A 12,933-nucleotide genomic window follows, 5' to 3' on the forward strand; every position below is an offset into this window, starting at 1 on the left:
GGCCGGCGTCGGCCGGAGCCCGGCCTCACAACAGCACCAGGTCGTCGCAGTGGACGACCTCCCGTTCGTAGCCGGGACCGAGGGCCGTGGCGAGCTCAGTGGTGGAGCGTCCGAGTAGGCCGGGCAACTCCACCGCGTCGTAGTTGACCAGCCCGCGGGCCACCGGCACCCCATCACCGTCAACCAGGTCAACCGGATCGCCGGCGGTGAAGGCGCCCCGCACCGCGGTGATCCCCGCGGGTAGCAGCGACTTGCGTCGGTTGACGACGGCCGCGACCGCGCCCGGGTCCAGCTGCAGCCGACCACGCGGTGTGGTGGCGTGCGCCAGCCAGAACAGCCGGGCAGCCGGCCGGCGTTGACTGGGGTGGAAGAGCGTGCCGACCGGCTTGCCGTCCAGCGCCGTGGCCGCCTGGGCGGCGGAGGTCAGAACTACCGGGATGCCGAAGCCGGTGGCGATCCGGGCTGCCTCCACCTTGGTCACCATGCCTCCGGTGCCGACCCCGGCCCGGCCGGCACCGCCGATCGACACCCCGGACAGGTCCCGCTCGTCCTGGACCTCGGCGATCCGGGTCGATCCGGGGCGGGCCGGATCCCCGGTCCAGAGCGCGTCCACATCCGAGAGCAGCAGCAGCAGATCGGCGTCGACCAGGGCAGCCACGAGGGCAGCGAGCCGATCGTTGTCGCCGAACCGGATCTCCTCGGTGGCGACTGTGTCGTTCTCGTTGACGATCGGCACCGCGCCCAGGTCGAGGAGCTTGCGCAGGGTCCGGTACGCGTTGCGGTAGTGCGCTCGCCGGGTCAGGTCATCCACGGTGAGCAGGACCTGACCGACGGTGCGCCGGTGCCGGGCGAAGGCGGCGGCGTACCGCCGGATCAGCAGCCCCTGGCCGACGCTGGCGGCGGCCTGCTGGGTGGCCAGGTCCCGGGGGCGGCGGGTTAGCCCCAACGGAGCCAGCCCCGCGGCGATCGCGCCGGAGGAGACCAGCACGACCTCCCGGCCGTCGGCGGCGAGCGCGCCGAGGGTGTCCACGAGCGCGTCCACCCGCCCGTCGTCCAGGCCGCCGGCGGCCGTGGTCAACGAGGAAGAACCGATCTTGACGACCACCCGCCGGGCCGCCGTCACCTTGTCGCGCACCCGCCCATTCTGCGATGTCGGTCCGTCAACGCCCGGCCCGGTTCCCATATCGTGGCGCGTCGTGGAACCCGAGGAGTACGTCGAGGCGGTGCTGGAACTGGTCGAGCGCATCCCGCCCGGCCGGGCGATGTCGTACGGGGCGGTGGCCGACGCGCTCGCCGAACGTTCCGGGCGGGCGTCGCCCCGGCTGGTCGGGTCGATTCTGGCGCGCCACGGTGGCGGTGTGCCCTGGCATCGCGTGGTGAACTCGGCCGGACGGCTTCCGCCCGGGCATGAGCTCTCGGCCCGGGCCCGGCTGCTCGCCGAGGGGACACCGCTGCGCGGCGACCGGGTTGACCTGCGGTCGGCGGGCTGGTCGCCGGAGTGGGGGATGTGACCGTCGCCATACTTGTGAGTAATATTCGGCGCCATGGACGCGCCGCCGGTTGGAACCGGTCCACCTGCTGCTGGCTCCACCGCCCGCCCGGCGTCGGCCGGCGACCCCGCCGGTCTGCCCGGAGGTGCGGCGCTGCCCCGCCGGGTGCACCTCGGCTACGCCACCGGTTCGCTGGCCACCGGGGCCTTCGGCACCGTGCCCGGGCTGCTGCTACTGCCCTACCTGACCGACACGCTGGGTGTGACGGCGGGAATCGCCGCCCTGCTCGTACTGCTGCCGAAGGCGTGGGACGTGCTGGTCAACCCGGTCGCCGGCCGGATCTCTGACCGCACCCGCTCCCGGTGGGGAGCCCGCCGCCCGTACCTCCTCGGCGCCGGGATCGCGCTCGCCGTCTGCTTCGCCGCGATCTTCGCAGCGCCGTTCGGCGCCGGGGCGGCGGCCGGCGGCTACGTGGCGTTGGCCTTCCTGGCCACCGCGACCGCGTTCGCCTTCTTCCAGGTTCCGTACGTGGCGATGCCGGCCGAGCTGACCACCGGCTACACCGAGCGCACCCGGTTGATGACCTGGCGGATCGCGGTGCTGGCGCTGGCCATCCTGGTCTCCGGCGCGGTGGCCCCACTGGTGCGGGACGCGGGCGGCGGCGGTATCACCGGGCACCGCTGGATGGGGCTCTTCGTCGCCGCCCTGATCCTGCTGGGCGCGGTCGGGGCGTTCGTCGGCACCCGGTCCGCGCCGGTCGGCATCGTGCACGAGAGCGAGCCGTCGCTGCGGGTCCAACTCCGGACCGCCGTCCGTAACCGGCCGTTCCGGGTGCTCCTGGCCTGCTTCGTGATCCAGTCCGCCGGGGTGGCGACGATCCTGGCCGGGGTTAACTACTTCGCCACCCAGATCCTGCGCAACCCGGAGAGCGGGCCCACCGTCCTGTTCGCCTGCTTCGTCGGGCCGGCGCTGTTGGTCATGCCGCTGTGGAGCCGGGTCGGGCAGCGGTTCGGCAAGCGCACCGGTCTGGTCACGGCCGCGCTCCTCTTCGCCGCCGGCGCGCTGGCTCTGGTCGGCGCCGAGGTGCTCCCCGCCGTCGGCATCTACCTGCTGGTCGCGCTGGTCGGCGTCGGGTACGCCGGCCAGCAGGTCTTCGCCCTCGCCATGTTGCCCGACTGCATCGCCTACGACGAGGCCCGCACCGGCCGGCGCCAGGCGGGCGTCTTCACCGGGGTGTGGACGGCCGGCGAGACCTTCGGGTTGGCGCTGGGGCCGGGCATCTTCGGGCTGGTGCTCCAGCTCTCCGGCTACCTCTCGTCGGACACCGGGGCCGCCGCGACCCAGCCGGATTCTGCCCGGCTCGGCATCCTCCTCGGCTTCACCGTCCTCCCCGCCATCCTGGTCGGTGCCGCCACTTTGCTGCTGCGCCCCTACTCCCTCACCCCCGCTGATCTCGACGCCGTCGCGGAGGAGCTACCTTCTCGCGAATCCGGACCTTCGGTGGCGACCACGGTCGCCGACCCCCACGGAAAGGGCACCACTGAATGATCGACGAAGCGGGGCTGCCCGCCCACGGACTGCCGGCGGAGCACGTTCTGGCCGGAATCCGGGCACTGCGCAGCGGGGACCGGCCCACCCACGGCGGGCGGCTGTTCGCGTACGTCTACGACCCGGCGGTTCCCGGGCTGGATGAGCTGACCGCGGCCGCGCACGCGGAGAGCGCCCACGTCAACGGGCTCGACCCGACCGCCTTCCCGTCCCTGCTCGCGATGGAGAACGCTCTGGTCGGTGCCGCCGCCCAGCTACTCGGGGGCGGGCCCGGCACCGCTGCGCCGGACGTCGTGGGCTCGGTCACCGGCGGGGGCACCGAATCGCTGATCCTGGCGGTGAAGGCGGCCCGGGACGCCCACCCCGAGATCACCGAACCGCGGATCGTGATGCCGGTGACCGCCCACGCCGCGTTCGCCAAAGCCGGCCACTACCTGCGGGTGGCCGTGGACATGGTGCCGGTGTCGGCAGAGACCCTGCGCCCCGACCCGGCCGCCATCGCCGCCGCGATCCGCCCCGAAACCGTACTGGTCGTCGCCTCCGCCCCGGGATACGCGCACGGGGTCATCGACCCGGTCACCGAGATCGCGGCGGTCGCCGCCGACGCCGGGGTGCGCTGCCACGTGGACGCCTGCTTCGGTGGCTGGGCCCTGCCCTGGCTCCGCCGCCTCGGCGAGTCGGTACCGGCGTTCGACTTCGCCGTACCCGGGGTCACCTCGATCTCGGTCGACCTGCACAAGTACGCGTACGCCCCGAAGGGTGTGTCGATCCTGCTGCACCGGGACCCGGAGCTGCGCAAGCCGCAGTACTTCGTGCACGCCGACTGGCCCGGCTACACGATGATCAACCCGGTGATCGCCTCCACCCGCTCCGGAGGGCCGATCGCCGCCGCCTACGCGACCCTGCGTCACCTGGGTGAGGACGGCTACCTACGGCTGGCGGCGGCGACCCGGGACGCGGTGCGGGAGCTGGCTGATGTCGTCCGAGCCACGGGCGGGCTGCGGCTCGTGGCCGAGCCCGAGTCGACCGTGATCTGCTTCACCGCGACAGATCCGGAGCTGGACCTCTTCGTGCTGGTGGACGAGCTGGCCGCGCGGGGTTGGCACACCCAACCGCAGCTCGCCTACGCCGGCCTGCCGCGCACCGTGCACCTGACGGTGACCGCGTCGGTAGCGCCGGCGGTGGCGAAGTTCGGCGTTGACCTGGCTGACGCCATCGTGGCCACCCAGTCGGCCGGGCCGGTCACGCTCCCCGCGGAACTGCTCGCCCTCGCCCGCTCACTGACCCCGGAAGGGCTGACCTCGGACCTGGTCGCCGGCCTGGCCGCCGGGCTCGGTCTCGGCCTGGGCGATACGGCGGGCGCCGAGTCGGCCGAGCCGGTGCCGGACCGGATGGCCGTGGTGAACACCCTGCTCGAAGCGGTGCCGGCGGCGCTACAGGAGCGCCTGCTCATGGAGTTCGTCGGCCTGCTGCAACGACCCACCTGGTCCCACGACTGACGGCGGGGACGCCCCGAGCGCCGGCACCCGGCGGCTGCCGGCGCAACCGGGTCCGGTTGCGCCGGGCGCCGCCGCGGGCGCTGTGGTTGACTGTCGTACCGGGAACGGATGAGGGAGGCTGCGAGGTGCAGGTGCCGGCTGTGCTGGGCGAGCCGATCCGATTCGTGCTGAACTGGGGCCGGCGCTACTCGCTCTGGGTCTTCAACTTCGGCCTCGCCTGCTGCGCCATCGAGTTCATCGCCACCAGCATGAGCCGGCACGACTTCATGCGCCTCGGGGTGATCCCGTTCGCGCACGGCCCCCGGCAGGCCGATCTCATGGTGGTGTCGGGCACGGTCACCGACAAGATGGCCCCCGCCATCAAGCGGCTCTACGACCAGATGCCCGAGCCGAAGTACGTGATCTCCTTCGGCGCCTGCTCGAACTGCGGCGGGCCGTACTGGGACTCGTACTCGGTGACCAAGGGCGTCGACCAGCTCATCCCGGTCGACGTGTACGTTCCGGGCTGCCCGCCCCGGCCGGAGGCGCTGCTGCACGGCATCCTGCGGCTGCAGGAGAAGATCGCCGCCGAGGAGGCCGGCGTCGGCGGGGTCTCCCGCCCGGACGCCCTGGCCGCACCGGCCGACGCCCCCGCCCCCCGCTCCGCCGAGTCGCTGACCGCCCCGCCGGTCCGCCCGCCCGACCCGTCCTGACCCCGTCCCGACCCGTCCTGACCCGTCCTGGCCCGTTCCCTGCTGAGCCCGTTCGCTGCCTGGGGCGTCCCCAGCTCAGGCGGTGAGGTCCAGGACCACCTTGATTTTCCCTTCGCTGACCTCGTACGCGGCCCTGAAGTCGGACATCGGTATCCGGTGGGTGATCAGGGAGTCCAGCCACGAGCGGTCGGCCTGGGCCAGCGCCGCCGCGGCCTGTTTCCAGTGCCGGCGGTTGGCGTTGACCGACCCGATGACCACGGTGTTCTCCAACACGAGCGTCCGGTTCAGCGCCCCGGCGTCGAAGTCGATGGTCCGACCACCGCTGGACACGCCGGTCAGGCAGACGATGCCGGTCGGACCGACCTTGCACATCGAGTCCAGCACCACCGTCGGGTTGCCGGTGCACTCGACCAGCACATCCGGCTGGAGGTCCACCTCGTTGACCGACGCGGTGTGGTAGTTGGCACCGATCGCTCGGACCAGGTCTGGCTTCGGCCCCGTCGTGTTTCGATCCAGTACGTGCACGGTCAGTCCACGTTGGGTGGCGAACAGCGCGGCGAGCAGGCCGATCGGCCCGGCTCCGGTGACCAGGACGTTCCGTGGGTCCCAGCGGGCGCGGTGGCCGACCCGCTCGATCTGCTCCCACGCCTTGGCGACCACGCTGGCTGGTTCCAGCAGCACCCCCACCCGGGCGAGGGCGGCATCGAGCGGCACGGCGAACCGCGGCTGCACCCGCCACCGGTCCCGCGCGAAGCCGGGCAGCCCTTTGATGCCGTGCTCGGTGTACAGCCCATTGCGGCACATGTCCCACTCGTCCACGGCGCAGTTCCGGCAGGGCACCGGGTCGGGATGCCGTACGACCGCGGCCACCAGGTCGCCGCGGCGCAGGGTGCCGGTCGGGTCCGCCAGCACCCGGCCCAGCGACTCGTGCCCGATAACCAGCCGCTCCTGGTCGGGGGGCGCCTCGCCGTACTGGCCGGCGATGATCTCCTGATCGGTGCCGCAGATCCCCACCGCCAGCGCCTCGACCAGGATCGCGCCCTCCGCGGCGGCCGGCTCGGGCCACTCCTCGACCAGGCGGAGCGAGCCGGGGACCTGGGGAGAGACCGTCACCGCGCGCATGATCCTCATCTTCGCCGAGGGCGGCGGGCGCTGGCGCCGAATGCCACCGCGGACCCCCGGTCGAGCCCCACCGGCCGGCGGCGCCCCGGTCGAGCCCATCGGCCGCCCGCCCGCGGTCGAGATTGGCCCCCGCTGGGCAACGCACACCGACCCCAGCGGGTCATAGGATCGGCGGCATGACTCTGGACGAGGTAGGCCAGCGGATGGCCGCGTTGCTCGCCCCGGTCGAGGTCACCACCTCGGTCTCCGGTGGTCAGGCCTACGCCCGCGCCACCGTTGACGTACCCGCGGAGAGCTGGACCGACGCGCTGCGCGCGGCCCGGGATGACGCTGAGCTGGCGTGTGACTTCTTCGACTGGCTCTCCGCGGTGGACGAGTTGGCCGCCGGGTTCGACGTGGTGGTGCACCTCTGGTCCAGTACGCGTCGGCACGGGCTGCTGCTGCGCACCCGGGTGCCCCGCGCGGCGCCACGGGTCGCCTCGGTGGTCGACATCTTTCCGGGTGCGGCCTGGCACGAGCGCGAGACACACGAGATGTTCGGCATCGACTTCGTCAACCACGTCGGCCTCAAGCCACTGCTGCTGCCCCCGGAGTTCGAGGGGCATCCGCTGCGTAAGGAGTTCGTCCTCGCCTCCCGGGTGGCCAAGCCCTGGCCGGGGGCGAAGGAGCCGGGCGAGGCCAAGGCCGGTGGTGGCCGCCGGCCGATGCGCCCACCGGGCGTGCCGGCGCCGGGGGAGTGGGGCCCGGCGCCGACTTCCCCCGAGGGTGGGGGGACGGCCTGATGCCGCTCTGGGTGGAGCTGCTGCTCCGGGTCGGCGCGGTGCTGGTCGCCTTCCTCACCCTGCCGCTGCTGGTCGGCCAGGCCGAGCACAAGATCATGGCGCACATGCAGGGCCGGCTGGGCCCGATGTACGCCGGCGCCTTCCACGGCTGGGCGCAGCTGATCGCGGACGGCGTGAAGTTCGTCCAGAAGGAAGAGATCACCCCGGACGGGGCGGACCGCCCGGTGTTCCGGCTCGCCCCGGTGGTGGCCCTGGTGCCCTACCTGCTGGTGCTGCTGGTGATCCCACTCGGGCCCGGTGACCTGGTCGGGCAACCGCTGGACATTGGGCTCTTCTTCGTGCTCGCCGTGGTCGGGGTCGGCGTGGTCGCCGTGCTGATGTCGGCGTGGGCCTCCGCCAACAAGTACAGCCTCCTCGGCGGTCTGCGGGCCGCGGCCCAGCTGCTCGGCTACGAGTTGCCGTTCGTGCTCGCCGCCGCGTCGGTGGCGATGGCGGCCGGCACGCTGAGCCTGCCAGGCATCGTCGAGGCGTGGCAGCCCTGGTGGCTGATCTGGCAGGCCCCCGCGATGATTGTCTTCTTCGTGGCGGGGCTCGCCGAGATCCGGCGACCGCCGTTCGACATGCCGATCGCCGACTCGGAGCTGGTGTTCGGCTACCTGACCGAGTACACCGGCCTGCGCTTCGCGTTCTTCCTGCTCGCCGAGTACGTGGGGGTCGTGGTGATCGCCGCGCTCACCACCGTGCTGTTCCTCGGCGGTTGGCAGGGGCCGTTCGCCGACGCGCAGCTCGGCTGGCTCTGGACGCTGCTCAAGGTCGCCGCGGTCAGCTTCGTGATCATCTGGTTCCGGGTCAGCTACCCACGTCTGCGTGCCGATCAGCTCCAGCGACTCTGTTGGCTGGTGCTGGTCCCCGTCTCGCTGGCCCAGCTCGTCCTGACCGTCTCCGTCCGCATCGCCCTGTAGCGCATGCTGTCCCTTAGCGTTGCGGAGTGATGCCTCGCAAGCTCGGCTACCTGTACGGCATCGGCGCGTACGTGCTCTGGGGCTTCTCCCCGCTCTACATGAGACTGCTACGGCCGGCGGGCCCCCTGGAAGTCCTGGCCCACCGGATCGTCTGGTCCGTGGTCTTCGTCGCGCTGGTGCTGGCGGTGATGCGCAACCACCGTTTCCTGCGCGCGCTGCTGCGCAGACCGCGGGCCCTGGCCGCGCTCGGCATCGCCGCCACGCTGGTCGCCCTCAACTGGGGCACCTACATCTACGGGGTCAACTCCGAGCGGGTGGTAGAGACCTCCCTCGGATACTTCGTCAACCCGCTGGTGGTGGTGCTGCTCGGAGTGTTCGTACTGCGGGAGCGGCTGCGCCCCGCGCAGTGGGCGGCACTGGGCGTGGGTGGGGCGGCGGTCGTGGTGCTGACCGTCGACTACGGCCGCCCGCCGTACCTGGCGCTGGTCCTCTCGTTCACTTTCGCCGGGTACGGGCTGGTCAAGAAGCGCCTCGGCCTACCCGCCGCCGAGGGGCTCTTCGTGGAGTCGGCGGTCCTCGCCCTACCCGCGCTCGTATACCTGGCGTGGCTGGGTGGCACCGGCGGGGCCGCGTTCGGGGCGGTGTCGGCGGGACACACCGCCCTGTTGGTCTCGGCCGGAGCGGCAACCGCGATTCCCCTGCTGATGTTTGCTGGTGCGGCCAACCGGCTGCCGTTCACCAGTCTCGGGATGCTTCAGTACCTCGCCCCGATTCTCCAACTCGGCTGCGGCGTCATCATCTTCCGCGAGCCCATGCCCCCCGCTCGCCTGGCGGGCTTCGCCCTGGTCTGGCTCGCGCTCGCCGTCTTCACCGTCGATGCCGTCCGCGCCGCCCGCCGCCTCCCCCCGCACCCTGCGGAAGGAGTTTTGCCCGCGGTTCAATCCGGGACGGGTACTTCACCGTCCCTGCGTCGCTAGCCCTATCGACGGTCACCATTGGAGCGGCTCCCGTCGGTAGAACAACTGCCCGGTGGGACCGCTGTCTGGCAGCGTCGCCAGCCAAGCGAAGGTGTCGGCAGCCTCGTCCGGAGTCTGCTCTGCCTTCCCGTAGGCCATTCGGGTGGCGACCTTTCCTGGTGAGGCGGCGTTCACCAGGATGTTCGCCGCATGGAGCTCCGCGGCCAGGATGCAGGTCAAGGCGTTCAGTGCGGTTTTGGAGATTCGGTAGGCCACGCTGCCAGAACTCATCTGCCCGAAGGTGCTCATATGGGTAGTGACGTTTACGATGCGGCCATACCCGAGTTTGCGCATTTCGGGTATGGCGGCTGTGCAGCAACGCCAGGCTCCCATCAGGTTGGCATCAATGGTTGCGCGAACCTTCTCCATGTCTGCCGCACTTGCTTGCTGGCCTCGGTCAATGGCTACCGCGGCATTGTTTACCAGCACGTCCAGCCGACCATAAGTGATTCCAGTATCTGCCATCACGCGGACGACGCTCGCCGGGTCGGTCACGTCGAGTTGGTGCGACGAAACCGACAGCCCTTCCTCGCGAAGCTTCGCCGCAGCCTGTTCGGCAGCCTGTTCACTTCGGGCCGTCAGCACCGCATGTAGGCCTTGCGCGGCCAGTCGCCGCGCGATCGCGTAGCCGAGTCCTCGGTTGGCTCCCGTAACGACCGCTACGCGCTTCCCAACGTTGTTCATCCGACTATGTGATCAAACCGTGGAGCTGATCGTCCAGAACGGTGTGCTCGGGAATGGAGGCGGGCGTCGTGCTTCACAGTGTGCTGGGGTGCGGCTACGGTCGGAAGGGTTTGGTGGTGTTGTGCGAGGGCCTTTGGGTGGGGCTGGGGTTGCGGGTGGCGCGGTATTGGAGTCGATCAACCGGTTCGTGGAGGGCGGTTGGAGATGGCGACTGGAGAGATGACCGCTGCGGCGTTTTTGGTGGCGGAGTTGCGGCGGGCGCGGGTTCGGCGGGGCTGGAGTCAGGAGGAGTTGGCCAAGGCCATCAACTATTCGCCGTCGATGGTCAGTGCGGTGGAGTTGGGGCAGGCGCCGCCGACCAGCAAGTATCTCGAGCAGTTCGACAAGGCGCTGGACACCGGCGGCCTTTACTCGCATGTTGGCGAATCTGGTCAGTCTGGATCGTGCCCAACCCTGGCTAGGCGGCGGCGAGATCGTTTCGCAGGCGAGGGTGCTGCGGTGGTTCGAACCGCTCTACGTTCCCGGTCTGCTCCAGACCGAGGCGTACGCGCGTGCCGTGTTCGAGGCGGGCGGTCTGCTTGAGGCGGCGGAGGTGGAGGCGCGGCTCAACGAGTGGATGGAAGGCCAGCGCATCCTCTACGACGAGGAGCACAGGAAGTCGATCAAGCGTCGGATCTCGGGCGGCTGCAACGGGTCTGGGAAGCTAGCCTTGGCGAGGCGTTGCCTCCGCAGAAGTCGATCGAACTGGTGAGGGAAGTGACGGAGTCATGGACTTGACGGGTGCTACCTGGCGGAAGAGCAGTCGGAGTGCTCAGACCAACGACTGTGTTGAGGTGGCGACGAACCTGGCCGGTGTGGTGGGGGTGCGGGACAGTAAGGATCCGGCGGGGCCGGCGCTGGCGGTTGATCCGGGTTCCTGGCGGTCCTTCCTGGCGTCGCTGCAACGCTAGGGCCCCCGACCGGATCCGCGGGTGAACCGATTCTGGGCGGATCAAGGATCGCTGCTGGGAGGTTTACCCAATGACCACGCGCGCGACCGTGCCGGACGGTAGGGCCTACGAGGCTCTGATATTTGACTGGGATGGCACCCTTGTGGATTCCAGTAAGGTCTGTTTTGCGGCCCTGGTGCGTGCGATGGCAGATGTGGGAGTGAAGCTAGATCCGGATTGGTATTGGCCGCGGCAGGCGATTGCGTCGCCGGACCTGCTGCTCGTGTGGGAGCAGGAGTTTGGTCATCTGCCGGAACCGATTGACGAAATTATCGGCAGGTGCCGCAGGTACGTGCGGGCTGCCGCCCCTAACCTCAAGGTGATCGACGAAGTGGCCCTGGTCGCGCGCGCCGCACGGCAGCGCGGCCAGCGGCTCGGCATCGGCTCGAACTCGTCCGGAAACGTCGTGGCTGCCGGGCTCGCAGCGACAGGCCTTGCAGCCCTGTTTGATGTCGTCGTCACCTGGAGTGATGTGCCGCGGGGCAGGGGCAAACCCGAGCCAGATATCTTCTTGCTGGCTGCCCAGCGGCTCGATGCTGAGCCGGCCGACTGCTTAGTCTATGAGGACACGCAGGCGGGTGTCGCGGCGGCCAAATCGGCAGGCATGACGGCGTTCAACGTGCAGACCGGCGTCCTGAGTGGGCCTACCGGAATGACGCCCCTGTCACGATAAGCCGCAGCGCGATCGTCTCGGGATCACCGCCACCACTGGTGGCGTCCAGTACCCGTGGCTCGATCACCCGGCTCGGCACCAGGGCGGAGGTGGCCGTGGCGGTGTCTTCCGCTGGCCATTGCCCGGCCTGAGCTGGCGAGCCCGGTTCGCTCTCGCCACCGGCCTCATCTGCTGCGTCCAAACGCCCTGGCATGCCCGTGGTCCGTCAGCGCAGGGGGGTGTGTGCGGGGTCGACCCGTTCGGCCGGAGGGGGCGGCGGTGGGGCGGTGCCGTCGCCGAAGGGGCGACCACCCAGCTCCCCCCGACCGTGCGGTGTCAGCCAGTTCGCCAGATCCGGGCCGAGCGGGACGATCGCGGTCGGGTTGAGGTCCCCGTGCACCGCGTAGTAGTGCCGTTTGATGTGATCGAAGTCGATGGTGTCGCCGAACCCGGGGGTCTGGAACAGGTCCCGGGCATACGCCCAGAGCACCGGCATCTCGGTCAACTTGCTGCGGTTGCACTTGAAGTGGCCGTGGTAGACCGGGTCGAAGCGGACCAGCGTGGTGAACAGCCGTACGTCCGCCTCGGTGATCGTCTCCCCGACCAGGTAGCGGCGTTCGGCGAGCCGGTCGCTCAGCCAGTCCAGCCGGTCGAACAGCCGCTGGTACGCCCGGTCGTACGCCGACTGGCTGCCGGCAAAGCCACACCGGTAGACCCCGTTGTTGACATCGGCGAAGACCACCGCGTTCACCTCGTCGATCTCGTCCCGGAGCCGCTGCGGATAGAGCTCCGGTGCCCCGTCGCGGTGGTACGCGGTCCACTCGGTTGACAGGTCGAGACTCATCTGCGCGAAGTCGTTGGTCACCACCTGCCCGGTCGGTACGTCGACGATCGCCGGTACCGTGATCCCGCGGTCGTAGCCGGGGAAGCGCGCGAAGTAGGCGTCCGCCAGCCGTTCGATGTCGAGCACCGGATCCCGGCCACCGGGGTCGAGGTCGAAGCTCCAGCTTCGCCGGTCGTGGGTCGGGCCGGCGATCGCCATCGAGAGGACGTCCTCCAGCCCGAGTAGCCGTCGGACGATGACCAGCCGGTTCGCCCACGGGCAGGCGCGACTCACCGCCAGCCGGTACCGCCCCGGCTCCACCGGCCAGCCGTCCCCGCCGTCGGCGGTGATCCGGGTGGCGATGTAGCGCTGATCCCGGGTGAACTCGCCGCCCGGCTCGACGTACCGTCCGCCGGTGCGGCGCAGCGCCGCCTCGCCGCTGCCCGCCGTCGCGCCCTCGGTCACGCCGCCCCCTCTGGTCGTCGCGATGCGCCCACCACCCATCCGCGATGCGCCCACCACCCATCATCGCCGGATCAGTCGGCGCGCGAAGCGTCGCGCCGTAACCCGGCCGCGCCTCGCCCGACCGATGGGTCACCCGCCGGCGGAGGCCGACAGCCGCAGCTGGCCCGGCCGACGGTCGCCGCCCGCACCGGCCGCCCGCCGTAGCCCGC

General features: G+C 70.8%; 13 protein-coding genes and 1 pseudogene. 10 read left to right on the forward strand and 4 right to left on the reverse strand.

Annotated elements, in window-relative coordinates:
• Positions 1–25: 25 nt before the first annotated feature.
• The gene (gene proB / locus SALPAC4_RS0112100; protein WP_050564980.1) at positions 26–1,183 is read right to left on the reverse strand and encodes a glutamate 5-kinase; all 1,158 of its coding nucleotides are present in this window, start codon (positions 1,181–1,183) and stop codon (positions 26–28) included.
• 13 nt (positions 1,184–1,196) lie between these two features.
• On the opposite strand from proB, the gene SALPAC4_RS0112105 reads away from it, so the two are divergent.
• The 4 genes from SALPAC4_RS0112105 (at position 1,197) to SALPAC4_RS0112120 (ending at position 5,229) form a co-directional block, all read left to right on the forward strand.
• The gene (locus SALPAC4_RS0112105; protein ID WP_019870548.1) at positions 1,197–1,511 is read left to right on the forward strand and encodes an MGMT family protein; all 315 of its coding nucleotides are present in this window, start codon (positions 1,197–1,199) and stop codon (positions 1,509–1,511) included.
• A gap of 33 nt (positions 1,512–1,544) precedes the next feature.
• On the forward strand, positions 1,545–3,038 hold the full coding sequence (locus tag SALPAC4_RS0112110) for an MFS transporter (RefSeq protein ID WP_019870549.1): 1,494 nt from the start codon (positions 1,545–1,547) through the stop codon (positions 3,036–3,038).
• Positions 3,035–4,537, forward strand: coding sequence for a pyridoxal phosphate-dependent decarboxylase family protein (locus SALPAC4_RS0112115; RefSeq protein ID WP_019870550.1), 1,503 nt, complete (start codon positions 3,035–3,037; stop codon positions 4,535–4,537). Before SALPAC4_RS0112110 ends, SALPAC4_RS0112115 begins: the two co-directional genes overlap by 4 nt.
• Before the next feature lie 125 nt (positions 4,538–4,662).
• Positions 4,663–5,229 (forward strand): NADH-quinone oxidoreductase subunit B, encoded by a 567-nt coding sequence (locus tag SALPAC4_RS0112120; RefSeq protein ID WP_019870551.1) that lies wholly within the window; start codon positions 4,663–4,665, stop codon positions 5,227–5,229.
• A gap of 75 nt (positions 5,230–5,304) precedes the next feature.
• On the opposite strand, the gene SALPAC4_RS0112125 is transcribed toward SALPAC4_RS0112120, so the two are convergent.
• Entirely contained in the window at positions 5,305–6,351 is a 1,047-nt protein-coding gene (locus SALPAC4_RS0112125; RefSeq protein WP_027644578.1) for a glucose 1-dehydrogenase, read from the reverse strand.
• A 176-nt stretch (positions 6,352–6,527) separates the two neighbouring features.
• Here SALPAC4_RS0112125 and SALPAC4_RS0112130 point away from each other — a divergent pair, with 176 nt between their 5' ends.
• The 3 genes from SALPAC4_RS0112130 to rarD are packed head-to-tail and all read left to right on the forward strand — an operon-like array spanning position 6,528 to position 9,072.
• The gene (locus SALPAC4_RS0112130; RefSeq protein WP_019870553.1) at positions 6,528–7,133 is read left to right on the forward strand and encodes an NADH-quinone oxidoreductase subunit C; all 606 of its coding nucleotides are present in this window, start codon (positions 6,528–6,530) and stop codon (positions 7,131–7,133) included.
• On the forward strand, positions 7,133–8,095 hold the full coding sequence (locus SALPAC4_RS0112135; RefSeq protein ID WP_027644577.1) for a complex I subunit 1/NuoH family protein: 963 nt from the start codon (positions 7,133–7,135) through the stop codon (positions 8,093–8,095). Before SALPAC4_RS0112130 ends, SALPAC4_RS0112135 begins: the two co-directional genes overlap by 1 nt.
• Positions 8,096–8,124: 29 nt before the next feature.
• Positions 8,125–9,072: an EamA family transporter RarD gene (gene rarD, locus SALPAC4_RS0112140; protein ID WP_019870555.1), complete on the forward strand. Its 948-nt coding sequence runs from the start codon at positions 8,125–8,127 to the stop codon at positions 9,070–9,072.
• Positions 9,073–9,084: 12 nt separating this feature from the next.
• Here rarD and SALPAC4_RS0112145 read toward each other — a convergent pair whose 3' ends face one another.
• Positions 9,085–9,795 carry an SDR family NAD(P)-dependent oxidoreductase gene (locus tag SALPAC4_RS0112145; protein WP_027644575.1) on the reverse strand — a complete coding sequence of 237 codons (711 nt, stop codon included), beginning with the start codon at positions 9,793–9,795 and terminating at the stop codon, positions 9,085–9,087.
• A 204-nt stretch (positions 9,796–9,999) separates the two neighbouring features.
• Here SALPAC4_RS0112145 and SALPAC4_RS28970 point away from each other — a divergent pair.
• The 3 genes and pseudogenes from SALPAC4_RS28970 to SALPAC4_RS0112160 all read left to right on the forward strand — a co-directional run bounded on the left by SALPAC4_RS28970 (position 10,000) and on the right by SALPAC4_RS0112160 (position 11,457).
• Positions 10,000–10,572, forward strand: a pseudogene (locus tag SALPAC4_RS28970) (Scr1 family TA system antitoxin-like transcriptional regulator).
• Complete coding sequence (locus SALPAC4_RS0112155) at positions 10,563–10,745, forward strand: DUF397 domain-containing protein (RefSeq protein ID WP_019870557.1); 183 nt, start codon at positions 10,563–10,565, stop codon at positions 10,743–10,745. The pseudogene SALPAC4_RS28970 and the gene SALPAC4_RS0112155 overlap by 10 nt, the downstream one beginning before the upstream one ends.
• Before the next feature lie 70 nt (positions 10,746–10,815).
• The gene (locus SALPAC4_RS0112160; RefSeq protein ID WP_019870558.1) at positions 10,816–11,457 is read left to right on the forward strand and encodes an HAD family hydrolase; all 642 of its coding nucleotides are present in this window, start codon (positions 10,816–10,818) and stop codon (positions 11,455–11,457) included.
• A 205-nt stretch (positions 11,458–11,662) separates the two neighbouring features.
• Here SALPAC4_RS0112160 and SALPAC4_RS0112165 read toward each other — a convergent pair whose 3' ends face one another.
• On the reverse strand, positions 11,663–12,724 hold the full coding sequence (locus tag SALPAC4_RS0112165; protein ID WP_019870559.1) for a glutathione S-transferase family protein: 1,062 nt from the start codon (positions 12,722–12,724) through the stop codon (positions 11,663–11,665).
• Between the last annotated feature and the right edge of the window lie 209 nt (positions 12,725–12,933).

It is taken from the genome of Salinispora oceanensis, from assembly GCF_000383575.1.
GTDB lineage: Bacteria > Actinomycetota > Actinomycetes > Mycobacteriales > Micromonosporaceae > Micromonospora > Micromonospora oceanensis.

Excerpts from the sequence above, each read along its gene's own strand:
- proB (WP_050564980.1), bottom strand. The coding sequence starts at position 1,183 with ATGGGAACCGGGCCGGGCGTTGACGGACCGACATCGCAGAATGGGCGG.
- SALPAC4_RS0112110 (WP_019870549.1), top strand. The coding sequence starts at position 1,545 with ATGGACGCGCCGCCGGTTGGAACCGGTCCACCTGCTGCTGGCTCCACC.
- SALPAC4_RS0112115 (WP_019870550.1), top strand. The coding sequence starts at position 3,035 with ATGATCGACGAAGCGGGGCTGCCCGCCCACGGACTGCCGGCGGAGCAC.
- SALPAC4_RS0112125 (WP_027644578.1), bottom strand. The coding sequence starts at position 6,351 with ATGCGCGCGGTGACGGTCTCTCCCCAGGTCCCCGGCTCGCTCCGCCTG.
- SALPAC4_RS0112130 (WP_019870553.1), top strand. The coding sequence starts at position 6,528 with ATGACTCTGGACGAGGTAGGCCAGCGGATGGCCGCGTTGCTCGCCCCG.
- SALPAC4_RS0112135 (WP_027644577.1), top strand. The coding sequence starts at position 7,133 with ATGCCGCTCTGGGTGGAGCTGCTGCTCCGGGTCGGCGCGGTGCTGGTC.
- rarD (WP_019870555.1), top strand. The coding sequence starts at position 8,125 with ATGCCTCGCAAGCTCGGCTACCTGTACGGCATCGGCGCGTACGTGCTC.
- SALPAC4_RS0112145 (WP_027644575.1), bottom strand. The coding sequence starts at position 9,795 with ATGAACAACGTTGGGAAGCGCGTAGCGGTCGTTACGGGAGCCAACCGA.
- SALPAC4_RS0112155 (WP_019870557.1), top strand. The coding sequence starts at position 10,563 with ATGGACTTGACGGGTGCTACCTGGCGGAAGAGCAGTCGGAGTGCTCAG.
- SALPAC4_RS0112160 (WP_019870558.1), top strand. The coding sequence starts at position 10,816 with ATGACCACGCGCGCGACCGTGCCGGACGGTAGGGCCTACGAGGCTCTG.